Raw genomic sequence first — 12860 nt, forward strand, 5'->3', positions numbered from 1 at the left:
TTTACCCTCTTGCCGCTAATGCGGTCACTCTGTCATAGGCCGCTCCGCTGTGCAGCACATCCAGTACCTGCCGGGCGTTGGCTTTCAGGTCTTCATGCCCGTGTAAACGCATCAACATGGCGACGTTGGCGGCGACGGCGGCTTCGTGAGCGGCTTCACCTTTACCTTGTAGCAAGCGCGTGAGAATGTCACGGTTTTCTTCCGGCGTGCCGCCGGCCAGTTGCTCTTGATGATAAGGCGTCAGGCCGAAGTCGGCGGCGGTCAGCTGATAGCTCTGAATTTCGCCGTTATTGAGTTCGGCGACCACGGTCGGCGCATGCAACGAGACTTCGTCCATACCGCCGCTGTGTACCACGGCGGCGCGTTGATAGCCGAGTACGCGTAAGGTTTCGGCAATCGGCAACACCAGTTCCGGGCTATAGACGCCAATCAACGCCAGCGGCGGGTGCGCAGGGTTAATAAGCGGCCCCAATACATTAAACAGGGTGCGCGTTTTCAACTGCTGGCGGACCGGCATCGCATGGCGGAAACCGGTGTGGTATTTCGGCGCGAACAGGAAGCAGACGCCCAGTTCATCCAGCGCGGCGCGCGATTTATCGGCATTCATATCCAGATTAATACCAAACGCGGCCAGCAGGTCGGACGAACCGGATTTACTGGAGACGCTGCGGTTGCCGTGTTTCGCCACCTTTAAACCGCAGGCGGCGGCGACAAAGGCGCTGGCGGTTGAGATATTGATGCTGTTGCTGCCATCGCCGCCGGTGCCGACAATATCGGCAAACTGATAATCCGGACGCGGGAAGGGCGCGGCGTTTTCCAGCAGCGCGGTGGCAGCGCCGGCAATTTCCTGCGGTTGCTCGCCGCGCACTTTCATGCTTACCAGCGCCGCGGCCAGCTGTTCCGGCTTCACTTCGCCGCGCACGACGGCGGAAAACAGCACGTGGCTCTCCTGCTGGCTCAGCGTCTGTGCCTGGTACAATTTTTCCAGAATCGGTTGTACGACATTGGTCTGTTCCAGTTTCTGCAGCGCCCATGCCAGCGTTTGCTCCAGCAGCAGCGCCCCCTGGGTAGTCAGAATCGACTCCGGATGGAACTGGAAGCCGCAGACGCGATCGGCGTCGTGGCGAACCGCCATCACCATACCGTTGAAATTGGCGTTAATGGTGAGCCCGGCCGGAATATTGCTGCCGACCAGTGAATGGTAGCGGGCCACCGGCAGCGGGTTGGCAAGACCGGCGAACATCGCCTGGCCGTCATGCTCAATGCTGGAGGCTTTGCCGTGAAGGATTTCTCCCGCCTGGCCGACATAGCCGCCGTAGGCTTCCACGATGGCCTGGTGGCCGAGGCAGATACCGATAATCGGTAACTTGCCGCGCAGGCGGGTCAGCAGCTCCGGCATGCAGCCGGCTTCGCTTGGGGTTCCCGGCCCCGGAGAGAGCATCAGCACCGGGTTATCCATGGTGCCGATACGTTCAATCAGCGATTGCGCCGGAACGGTATTGCGATAAATAACCACGTTGTGGCCGTTAGCCCGCAGCTGGTCGGCGAGGTTATAGGTAAAGGAGTCGATATTATCGAGCAGCAGGATGTCGGCCATTAGAAAGTCTCCTTCGCGTGATGGGCCTGAGCAATGGCGCGCAGCACGGCGCGAGCTTTATTACGGGTTTCATCCGCCTCGGATTGCGGAACGGAATCGAGCACGATACCGGCGCCCGCCTGCACGGTGGCGATACCATCTTCAACGTAGGCTGAGCGGATCACGATGCAGGTATCGAGGTCGCCATGGGCGGTAAAGTAGCCGACCGCGCCGCCATAACTACCGCGCCGCTTGCCTTCTGCGGCGGCGATTAGCTGCATGGCGCGAACTTTCGGCGCGCCGCTAAGAGTGCCCATATTCATGCAGGCGCGGTAGGCGTGCAGGACGTCCAGGTCGCGGCGCAGTTCACCAACCACGCGGGAAACCAGATGCATCACAAAGGAGTAGCGATCGACTTTAGTCAAATCCGCCACGTAGCGGCTACCCGGCGTACAGATGCGGGCCAGGTCGTTACGGGCCAGGTCAACCAGCATCAGATGTTCGGAAAGCTCTTTGTGGTCGGTACGCATCTCCAGCTCAATACGGCTATCGAGATCGCGATCCAGCGAACCGTCGGCGCGGCGGCCGCGCGGACGGGTGCCGGCAATGGGGTAGATCTCAATCTGGCGGCTGACGGCGTCGTATTTCAGCGAGCTTTCCGGCGAGGCGCCGAACAGGGTGAAATCGTTATCCTGCATAAAGAACATATACGGACTGGGATTGCTCTTTTTCAGCACATCGTAAGAGGCCAGCGGCGACGGGCAGGGGAGGGAGAAACGGCGCGACGGCACGACCTGGAAAATTTCGCCCGCGCGAATAGCGCGCTGCATTTTGCGCACCACGGCGCCGTACTCTTCATCGCTCTGATCGACGTCGCAACGCATCTCGGCGACGGTAGTGACCGGCAGCGGCGCAGGCGGTTCATTTAACTGCTGGCGAAGCTGGGCGATACGTTGCAGAAGACGCTGTTTCTCATTCTCCAGCGGCGTGAACAGGCTCGCCTGAATGCGGGTGTTTTTGGTCTGATGATCGATGACCAGCAGCGTTTCCGCCAGGTAGAAACAGTAATCCGGGCAGGCGGTATCGGCGTCGAGCGGCGGTAAATCCTCGAAACCGGCCACCAGGTCGTAAGCGAACAGGCCGCCGAAGAACATCGCTTCGCGCTCGGCCTGCGGGACGCTGACCAAATCTTGTAGCAGACGAAACGCATCGAACACCGATAACGAACACAGGCGAGCGTCTTCATCCAGCAGGGCGCTAACCGGTGGGAAGGTGAGTACCCGGCTGTTCGGCTGGCGCAGATTCTCAATGCCGGACGGCAATGCATTATCCAGCAGTTCAAGCAGCGCGGCGCCGTTCGCCGACAGCGCCTGGACAGTGACGGTATTGCCAAGCGCGGTAATGCGCAGGGCGCTATCGACCAGCAGCAGGCTTTTTAAGTCGTCTTTACTATCGATGTCGGCCGATTCCAGCAGCAGGGTTGCCGGGCGCGCGCCGCATAATTGATGGAATAACGCCGTCGGGTTTTCGCGATAGATGGCGTCGCTGGTGAGAAGCTCGAGCGCTGGTTTTGATGTTTGCATTATCATTCTCGCCTGTTCTGTTCATTATTTTGTTCAAAAAAAAGCCCGCTCAGTGGCGGGCCAGGTATCTGTTTGCTGAGTGCAAAACGCGATTACGCCGCCCGATTCCAGGAACGACGCCACCAGCTATGAAGAGTAATAATTTGCGTTTTCATCAGAGATACCCGTTTTGTGAACTTGCGTACTAGTTAACTGGTTCATGAAAATAAAGTCAACCCTTGTTTGCAGATTTTCTTTCTCAGTCGTTATCATAATGCGCTTATTTCAGTTCAGGTCCACCAGGAGCCATCTTGAGCGACACTAATTACGCGGTCATTTATGACCTGCACAGCCATACCGTCGCCTCCGATGGGCGATTGACTCCAGAAGAGTTGGTACACCGCGCGCATGAGATGCGGGTGGGTACGCTGGCTATCACCGATCACGATAGCGTGGCGGCCATACCGGCGGCACGTGCCGAAATTGCGCGGGCTGGACTGCCGCTCACGCTTATCACCGGGGTAGAAATTTCCACCCTATGGGAAAATCACGAAATTCATATCGTGGGACTGAATATTGATATCGACCATCCGGCGATGACGCAACTCCTTTGCGAACAGAAAGAGCGGCGCAACCAGCGCGGGCGGATGATTGCCGAACGGTTGGAGAAAGCGCGTATCCCCGGCGCCTGGGAAGGGGCGTTAAAGCTCGCCGATGGCGGCGCGGTCACCCGCGGCCATTTCGCGCGCTTTTTGGTTGAAGCGGGTTTCGCCGGCAATATCGCCGACGTATTCAAAAAATATCTCGCCCGCGGGAAAACCGGATACGTTCCGCCGCAGTGGTGTACAATAAAACAAGCGATTGATGTCATTCATCATTCTGGCGGCAAAGCGGTGATCGCCCACCCAGGGCGCTACGATCTTTCCGCCAAATGGTTGAAACGGCTGTTGGCCCATTTTAGCGAGCAGGGCGGCGACGCGATGGAGGTCGCCCAATGTCAGCAGGCGCCGCATGAGCGCGCGCAGCTGGCGAGCTACGCGAAACAGTTTGGTTTGATGGCGTCGCAGGGTTCAGATTTCCACCAGCCCTGCCCGTGGATTGAACTGGGGCGTAAACTTTGGCTACCCGCTGGCGTGGAAGGGATCTGGCGCAGTTGGGAAGTGGCCGCTGAACAAATTGAGAGGGAAGTATGAGCCAGTTTTTCTATATCCATCCCGATAATCCGCAGGCGCGGTTGATTAATCAGGCGGTGGAAATCGTGCGTAAGGGCGGGGTTATCGTTTATCCAACGGACTCTGGCTATGCCCTGGGTTGCAAAATCGAAGATAAAGGGGCGATGGAGCGGATCTGCCGTATCCGTCAGTTGCCGGATGGCCACAATTTCACCCTGATGTGCCGCGATCTCTCCGAGTTGTCGACCTACGCGTTTGTCGATAACGTGGCGTTTCGTCTAATCAAAAACAACACGCCGGGCAACTACACGTTCATTCTTAAGGGAACGAAAGAGGTGCCGCGACGCCTGTTGCAAGAAAAGCGTAAAACCATTGGTATGCGCGTGCCGGCGAACCCTATCGCCCAGATGCTGCTTGAAACGCTTGGCGAGCCGATGCTTTCGACATCATTAATGCTGCCAGGTAATGAATTCACGGAGTCCGATCCGGAAGAGATTAAAGACCGTCTGGAAAAGGTGGTCGATCTGATTATTCACGGCGGTTATCTCGGCCAGCAGCCGACGACGGTTATCGACCTGACCGAAGACGCTCCGGTGGTGCTGCGTGAAGGCGTCGGTGATATCAAACCCTTCCTGTGATGCTTCTCGCGGGCGGCGTTTCACCCGCCGCCCGCGGCTTAAATTTAATTTAAAACACCTTTCATATTGAGTCATTTCTTTCCTGGTATATTATTAGCCTGCTTACGATATTACTCATTGATATCGCTTCCAGAAAGAAACTCAACATCATGCATAAGCTGACTATTCAACCCTCTGATGTTATTAAGAGGGAGAAAGTGCTATTCAATTTTTTCATACTTTCAAGCATTACCGTTACTTTATATCTGGTGGGAAAAGCCATACGCCATAGCGATATTGCTTTGTTCTGGCCACTGAATGCAGTCATTGTCGGATTATTTATCAGGCATAAGGCGTTACGTTATAAAAAATACGCCGCAGTTGTTTTAGCCGCAATGCTATTATCAAGCTTTGCTACGGGCGAGCGAGGAGTCTATAGCATTCTGGTGGATTTCTCCGATGTGCTATTTATGTTAATAATGTACTGGCTGATAATCAGAGAAGAGAAGGCAGATGAAGATAATTTAAAAATAACCATCTTTCGAATTTACAGCTATTGTTTTATCTCCGCGTTATTATGTTCAGCCCTGGGGAGTTATATTTATTCCTGCGGTATTCACGCTGAATTCTGGCAAATCTATCCTGTTTGGTTTAGCGAGGAGTTTACCACTAGTGTGCTCATTCTACCTTTTACGCTGTTGTGTCAGAAAAAAGAGTTTTTTAGCGCATTGAATTTGCGGCGGTTAGTACCGGTTGGCATGTTAATGGCCTCGCTGCTGGTCTCTATTCTCAGCGGAGTGACGGGAAGTATGGGAACGCTGGCGATGATTCTTCCGGCGTTAATTTGGTGCGCGCTAAACTATTCATTATCAACAACCTGCTTGCTGACTTTGTGCTCCGGTATGGTGGAAATGATGCTGATCGATCGGCACGCTATTGAATCGAACATGACGTCGTTTCTGCCTATGATTATCTCCACGCGCCTTGGCATCGCATCTATTGCCATTAGTCCGGTTATCGTCGCGGTCAGCGTGGAGGCGGTCAACAAGATGGTGAAACAGCTATCGCGACAGGTTCGCTACGATTACCTGACCCGGGTTCATTCTCGTTTTGGTCTTTATGAACATCTGCGTGAACTGGAAGTAACGGACAATGAGACGTCGCTAAACGTGCTGGTGCTTGATATTGACCATTTTAAAAAAATTAACGACACCTGGGGCCATGATTGTGGCGATAATGTTTTGATGACTTTCGCCCGGCGGGTCAAAAACACTGTAGCCGATCGAGGGGTGATTGCCCGACTGGGCGGTGAAGAGTTTGCCGTGGTGATGACGGGCAAACCGGGTGAAGATGGCTATCGTTTAGCTGAAGATATTCGTCAGGCGATTGAAGAGATGAATATTGCCTGGCAAAGTGCGAATTTATCGCTAACCGTCAGTATTGGTCTTAGCTACGGGCAGGTGATGCGCTGGAATATTGTTGACAGCTTTGATCGGTTATTATCTGAGGCAGATAGCTATCTTTATCAGTCTAAAAAAACGGGGCGCAATCGTATCAGCGCCTCTCCTCTAATAAATAATATTGTTACCGGCTCATAGTCAAGATTAAAGCTGGTGGAACTCAATAATAATGACCTTTTGCTTGTGATTGAATACAGTTAATTTATGCTCAAACTGACCCCAAATACTTATCCCATCACCCTGGTAAAAAGCGTGTTGGTTGTTTCACTGCTGGCGTTAATGCTGATTATTGTCAGCCTGACCGGCCTGTTTAACTATCAGTCGCGTCAGGTCAGTACCGCCATTGATAAAAAAATCATCGGAACTCAGTATGCGTTGATTCAGCATAAACTTGAGGATGCCGTTGACCGCCCGCGACAAATAACGAATCTATTTTTACAATATATTCAGGGGGAAGGTAACAACATCGATAAGGATGCTTTGGTTCCTGAAATGGTGTATTTGACCGCGAGCGCGTTTAAAACCATGCCTGCCTTTCAAAGCCTGTCGTGGTTTGCAGAAAATGGCGCCTGTATTGCTGTCATTCGCGACAATCACAGTAATCAAATTTATTTGCAGCGAACCCAGCGCGATAATCATCACTCCCTGGTAAAATACAGCGGTTTAAGCCCGCAGACCAATATTGTCAAAGTTAATAACGCCTTTAATGTCGCTGATTTTCCGCAGTTTCGCCGCGCACGCCAGCAAACGAGCGGTTTCTGGCAACGCTCCCTCTCTACCGGCAGCATCATCATGAGCTGGAACCAGCCGGTGTACGACAAGCAAGGTCGCTTTGTCGGGGCGATCGCCAGTGGCGCCACACCCGCAGATATGACCGCTTATTTACAGAGTCTCCTGCCGGACAAAAGCTATGCTCTCCTGCTTATTGATGACAACAATCGTATTGTCGCGCGTACCGGTAGCCAACAGATCTGGCAGCAGGATCGCCAACTGATAGAAAAACTGACTTCCGCGCCACCGTCGCCAACGTCATTTTCCTTACGTGCTGGGGAGAAGACTTTGCTGGCGACCGCCTTTAGCGTGCAGGACAGCCAACATCTGTTGAACTGGAAGGCGGTTCTTATCGCCCCGCAGCATGCGGAAATGGCTGAAATGAATAAGCAGCGTCTACTTTTGACCTTCGCCACGACGCTGTTTATTTTTATTTTGATGTTGATTCTGCTGATGATTATTTCGCATTTTACCGGTGCCTTAAAGGATGTTGCAGATAAAGTGCGTCTCGGATTGATGCCGTGGAAGAAACAAACTAAACGAGTATTTCCGGAAATAGCGTCACTGGATACGGCCTTGAGCAATCTTTGTTCAATTATTCCTGATACGTTTGAATTAAAACGCCGGAAACTGGAAGAGGATAGCGAAACCGGTTTTTTAACCCGTAGTGGTCTACTGAATTGTGAATCTCTTTACTATCACCGCAATATGTTGGCGATGATTCACGTCAACAATTACAACTCGGTAAAGCATGTACTTGGTACCGCCCAGGCGCGGCAGTTTATTCATCAGTTTGCTTTACGCATTCGGAAAATGTTGCCTGCAGGGGCGCTATGTTGCCGCGATCGCGAAGACTTGTTCATCATTGCTTTTGACGGCATTTATGCCGAAAAAGATGTCGCCTGGTATAGTGCGCTAATTGCTTCCGTTTTTCGTATGTCTACTTCTGATATGCCGGGTGAATCGCATATATTTACAGGCCATATTGGCATGTTGATTGAGTCGCTCACGCCGGAGAATATCAGCGAATGTCTGATGAATGTTAGCCTGGCTTTACAGCATGCTCAAATGCAGCGTAGCGGCATGAGTAAACTTTTCACCGTCGCTATGCGTGAAGAGGAAGTCAATAATCTGCGTCTGCACCAGGCGTTATGCGATGATCTCCGTTCAGAAGGTTTTCATTTGGTTATGCAGCCGATCGTCGCATTTGAATCGCAGCGCCCTTGTAAAGAAGGTGAATGCCTGGTTCGCTGGCAATCCAATGTGCTTGGCTTCGTGCCGCCCGATAAATTCATTTCCCTCGCCGAGAACACCGGCATGATTGTGCCGTTAGGGAAATGGATAATTGAAACCGCCTGTCGTGAACTTGCCGCGTTTATCGCGCGCGGCGCGCCACGGGATTTTAAACTTCACGTCAATATCTCGCCAATTCAGCTTCAGCAACCTGATTTTGCTCAGCATCTGCTGGAATCAATTCACGCTTGCGATTTGATGAACAGTAATATTTGCCTTGAAATCACCGAAAGCGTCTTGCTACAAGACACGTGGCGAATTGTCGAGATACTGGCTTATTTACGCCGCCTTGGCGTTTGCGTCGCGATTGATGATTTTGGCTCCGGTTACTCCAGCCTTTCATATCTGCATTCACTGCCGTTTGATTGTTTGAAGATCGACCGTGGGTTTGTCAGCAATGTGCTTGACGACAAAAAAAATGAAGCGGTTATCGCCTCGGTGTTAATGCTGGCGCAGAGTTTTTCCGTGCCTCTGGTGGCCGAAGGCGTTGAAACGTGCGAAATGGCGGAAAAACTGCAGGAGATGGGCTGTGATTTGGCGCAGGGGTATTATTATTCCCGGCCGAAAACGTTTGATAGCTTTGAATTTACTAATGGTTTATTTGTTGTTGACCCCGAATGATGTGCCCGACAAACGGCGATAATAACGATGCAGATATTAAAAAAACAGCTTTCGGTCAACAGCTACCCGTTCACCTTAACGCAGGCCATCATATTTACCTTAGTTACGACAATTATCGTCGTGCTGCTGACGACATATGCTTTTCTCTACTACGAAGGTTATGCTTTTTTTGATGAGGTGAGTGCTGATATTCTGCGCGCGAAAAGAGTCAATATCGAGGAAGTTATCCACGATTATATTGATGTTCCCGTACAAGCGAATGCGATACTGGTCCATGCCATTGGGCGCCAATCCAGTGCGGCGATCCCGGTTCGTAGTTTGATTGGGGAAATGGTCAATACCACCAATAACGTATTCAGCAACAAACATTATCTCAATCTGGTTGAATTTGGCGCGGTGAATGGCGATTTCCTTCAGGCGGCACATGGTAAAGTCGCGTCGAATGATTATCTTGCGGTAAAAGATGCGCGAACAGCTCATCATCTGACGGTGTATAGTCATCTCACTGTGAATTCATTGGTAAAAGCGGTGCTACCGGATTATCAAATAACGCAGCGCGAATGGTATGCGGCGGTTGCTAAAGACCAGAGTTCTCACTGGACAAAACCCTTTCGCGATTATGAGTATGATAATGAAATTGGCGTCGCGTTTAGCTCGCCGGCATTCAATCGCACAGGGCAGTTTGTTGGCGTCGTCGCCAGCGAATTGCAGCTCAACGAACTAAATAAAAGTCTGGAAAAATTTAAACCCAATCCTGAAAGTATTCTGCTGATTGTTAATGAAAAAGATGAACTAATCTCTTCATCCGTTCCCTCATTAACGCGGAGTATGTTGGCGGGGGAAAAACACTCGCAACTGAATTTGCAAACGCTGGAAAATACTCCTTTACCGGTTGTTGTAGCCGCTAGTCGTACCTTAAAAGCGCATGACCACACGGGATTACAGTTTTTCAGTTCCGGCAATGAAGAATATTATGTTGATGCTTTTCCTGTTACCGACCGTGACGGCATACTGCACTGGACGGGGATTGTAATTAGCCCGGCGAGAATGATTACGCGCACCATAGTCAAATATATAGCCATTACCATGGGCGTGCTGTTTATCATTTTTGCTTTTGGCCTGTTGGTGGTTTTCTGCGGCCTGGCGAGGGTGGTCAAACCATTGCGGGATATTGTCCGTAAAGCGGATCAGCTTGCGACGCACCGCTGGACGCCGCCTGATAATAAGCGTCATTTCCCGGAAATCGCCTCTCTGGAAACCACTTTTATGGCGCTGTCACATAAACTGGCGGAAAGCTTCGACGTCCAACGGCGCGAGATAGAAGAGGACAAAACCACCGGCTTATTCACGCGGACAGGGTTACTGCGGCAGACATCGCTATATCAGCGAAGAAACTTACTTGCGCTATTGCATATCAGTAACATGAACGCGATTATCAATTCATTAAGTACTGAATATGGTGAGAGATTTATTAGCGATTTTATTTTTCGTCTGCGTAATTTACTGCCGACGAATACGCTAATCGCTCGTGATAAAGTGGATCAGCTTATCGTGGTTTTTCCGGGGCATCACCAGCCAAAGGAGCGGCAGCAATATAGTGAACTACTTTCCTCACTATTTATCGATGTCGAATACGACTCCCATCTTGCGGCAAGCAAATATGTTTACACCGGAAATATTGGTGTGGTTACGGCTGATATTAGCGTTGAGAATATTGAGCAAACGTTGCGTGAGGCGTGGATTGCCCTACGTCATGCGCAGAAACAGGGGAATGGCGTCGCGACGTTTTTCAGCGCTGAGATGCATGAAGCCGAGCTTTATAATATCCAACTTCATGAGCATCTTCATGATGCCATCCAGCATCATGAATTTCGTCTGGTACTGCAGCCAATTGTGGATTTGCAGGATCAAACCATTTTTCGTGAAGGAGAGTGTCTGCTTCGCTGGTCGTCCGCAGTGGGTGGGGAGATCTCGCCTGAGCGTTTCATCCCATTGGCGGAAGAGAGTGGGATGATTATTCCACTGGGGCGGTGGATTATTGAGGAGGCTTGTCGGGAACTCGCCGGGATGATAAATCGCGGGGCGTCACCGCATTTCCTCCTGCACATAAATGTATCGGCGATTCAGCTTCTGCAACAGGATTTTGCCTGGCATTTAATGGATGTTATCTATCGTCATGGTCTGGTCACGGGCAATATTTGTCTTGAGATAACCGAACGGTTACTGATGAATGATGCTGCCAGAATTAGTCGAATGATTGCTTATCTGCGCCGCCATGGTATTGCCGTAGCGCTGGATGATTTTGGCGTCAATTTATCCAGTTTGCCTTATTTACACACGCTGTCATTTGATAGCATCAAAATTGACCGCCGGCTGATTTGCCAATTTGCCGATGAGGATAAAGCAGAATCGATGATTGCATCGTTGATTGTGCTGGCTCAGGGTTTTAAGGTGCCCGTTGTTGCTGAGGGTATTGAAGATGAGGCGATAAAAAACCAGTTACGCGACCTCGGCTGCCAGAAAGCGCAAGGTTACCTGTTTGGTCATCCGGCGCCATTTACCATTTTTCCATCCCGGCAAGTTCCTTGACGGCGGGCGATAATCTTAAGGCGTAGAAATGTATCGCAGTGAAGCATTCATTTTGAAGTTAGTGTAGTATGTTCGCCCACGCAGGCGCGCGCGCTGTTTTACAGCGCTGACGAATGGCGCCTTAAATTGTGTAAAGTGTTTATATAACAACAGGTTGGTGTTTTTAATGACCTGTTGTCGCCAAAGCATATCAGACGCCTGGGAAGGCGACACCTAAAGGAAGCTCTATGAGCGAGAAATTACAGAAAGTGCTGGCTCGTGCTGGCCATGGCTCCCGCCGTGAAATTGAAACTATCATCGAAGCTGGCCGCGTCAGCGTGGATGGTAAGGTCGCAACCCTCGGCGATCGCGTAGAAATCGTACCTGGTTTGAAAATTCGTATCGACGGTCATCTTATTTCGGTAAAAGAATCTGCCGAGCAGATTTGCCGGGTATTGGCCTATTACAAACCAGAAGGCGAACTCTGCACCCGTAACGACCCGGAAGGGCGCCCGACGGTATTTGACCGTCTGCCGAAACTGCGCGGCGCGCGCTGGATCGCGGTAGGTCGCCTTGATGTGAACACCTGCGGCCTGCTGCTGTTTACCACCGATGGTGAACTGGCGAACCGTTTGATGCACCCAAGCCGCGAAGTCGAGCGTGAGTACGCCGTTCGCGTTTTCGGCCAGGTTGATGAAGACAAACTGCGCCAGCTGGCGCGTGGGGTACAGTTAGAAGATGGCCCTGCAGCATTTAAAACGATTAAGTTCACCGGCGGTGAAGGGATCAACCAATGGTATAACGTCACTCTGACCGAAGGCCGCAACCGCGAAGTGCGTCGCCTGTGGGAAGCGGTCGGCGTTCAGGTTAGCCGTCTTATCCGCGTACGCTACGGCGATATTCTGCTGCCGAAAGGCCTGCCGCGCGGCGGCTGGACGGAACTGGATTTGGCTCAGACCAACTATCTGCGTGAACTGGTGGAGCTGCCGGCTGAAACCGAAAGCAAAGTGGCGGTGGAGAAAGATCGCCGTCGCATGAAAGCGAATCAGATTCGCCGTGCCGTCAAGCGTCATAGCCAGACCAGCGGCAATCCGCGTCAGGGTAATAACGGTAACCGCCGTTCGAGCACCCGCAACAAGACTAACGGCTAATGCTGTCCGTTCCGGCGGTCTCCCGCCGGAACGCTCCTCCTTTATCCCTTCGCTTGTGACATTTTTCAC

Annotated in this window: 8 protein-coding genes and 1 other annotated feature; of the genes, 6 read left to right on the forward strand and 2 right to left on the reverse strand. The window is 51.6% G+C overall.

What is annotated here, in order from left to right:
* Position 1: 1 nt before the first annotated feature.
* Complete coding sequence (gene trpD / locus ABLV66_RS10490) at positions 2 to 1597, reverse strand: bifunctional anthranilate synthase glutamate amidotransferase component TrpG/anthranilate phosphoribosyltransferase TrpD (protein ID WP_047045032.1); 1596 nt, start codon at positions 1595 to 1597, stop codon at positions 2 to 4.
* Entirely contained in the window at positions 1597 to 3159 is a 1563-nt protein-coding gene (locus tag ABLV66_RS10495) for an anthranilate synthase component 1 (RefSeq protein ID WP_047045030.1), read from the reverse strand. Before ABLV66_RS10495 ends, trpD begins: the two co-directional genes overlap by 1 nt.
* A 35-nt stretch (positions 3160 to 3194) precedes the next feature.
* Positions 3195 to 3290 (reverse strand) — a sequence feature (Trp leader region).
* 159 nt (positions 3291 to 3449) lie between these two features.
* Here ABLV66_RS10495 and rnm point away from each other — a divergent pair.
* From rnm to rluB, 6 genes are all read left to right on the forward strand, one after another.
* Entirely contained in the window at positions 3450 to 4331 is an 882-nt protein-coding gene (rnm, locus tag ABLV66_RS10500; RefSeq protein ID WP_047066979.1) for an RNase RNM, read from the forward strand.
* Complete coding sequence (locus ABLV66_RS10505) at positions 4328 to 4948, forward strand: L-threonylcarbamoyladenylate synthase (RefSeq protein WP_020078571.1); 621 nt, start codon at positions 4328 to 4330, stop codon at positions 4946 to 4948. The genes rnm and ABLV66_RS10505 overlap by 4 nt, the downstream gene beginning before the upstream one ends.
* A 149-nt stretch (positions 4949 to 5097) precedes the next feature.
* Entirely contained in the window at positions 5098 to 6525 is a 1428-nt protein-coding gene (locus ABLV66_RS10510) for a GGDEF domain-containing protein (protein ID WP_063414217.1), read from the forward strand.
* A 66-nt stretch (positions 6526 to 6591) separates the two neighbouring features.
* Complete coding sequence (locus tag ABLV66_RS10515; RefSeq protein WP_348876438.1) at positions 6592 to 9072, forward strand: bifunctional diguanylate cyclase/phosphodiesterase; 2481 nt, start codon at positions 6592 to 6594, stop codon at positions 9070 to 9072.
* 27 nt (positions 9073 to 9099) lie between these two features.
* Entirely contained in the window at positions 9100 to 11661 is a 2562-nt protein-coding gene (locus tag ABLV66_RS10520; RefSeq protein WP_348876437.1) for an EAL domain-containing protein, read from the forward strand.
* A 227-nt stretch (positions 11662 to 11888) separates the two neighbouring features.
* Entirely contained in the window at positions 11889 to 12791 is a 903-nt protein-coding gene (gene rluB, locus ABLV66_RS10525; protein WP_045393170.1) for a 23S rRNA pseudouridine(2605) synthase RluB, read from the forward strand.
* Positions 12792 to 12860 lie beyond the last annotated feature (69 nt).

It is taken from the genome of Klebsiella sp. CN_Kp073 (genome assembly GCF_040065495.2).
GTDB lineage: Bacteria > Pseudomonadota > Gammaproteobacteria > Enterobacterales > Enterobacteriaceae > Klebsiella > Klebsiella aerogenes.

Coding starts and splice junctions, on each gene's coding strand:
- trpD (WP_047045032.1), bottom strand. CDS start 1,597: ATGGCCGACATCCTGCTGCTCGATAATATCGACTCCTTTACCTATAAC.
- ABLV66_RS10495 (WP_047045030.1), bottom strand. CDS start 3,159: ATGCAAACATCAAAACCAGCGCTCGAGCTTCTCACCAGCGACGCCATC.
- ABLV66_RS10505 (WP_020078571.1), top strand. CDS start 4,328: ATGAGCCAGTTTTTCTATATCCATCCCGATAATCCGCAGGCGCGGTTG.
- ABLV66_RS10510 (WP_063414217.1), top strand. CDS start 5,098: ATGCATAAGCTGACTATTCAACCCTCTGATGTTATTAAGAGGGAGAAA.
- ABLV66_RS10515 (WP_348876438.1), top strand. CDS start 6,592: ATGCTCAAACTGACCCCAAATACTTATCCCATCACCCTGGTAAAAAGC.
- ABLV66_RS10520 (WP_348876437.1), top strand. CDS start 9,100: ATGCAGATATTAAAAAAACAGCTTTCGGTCAACAGCTACCCGTTCACC.
- rluB (WP_045393170.1), top strand. CDS start 11,889: ATGAGCGAGAAATTACAGAAAGTGCTGGCTCGTGCTGGCCATGGCTCC.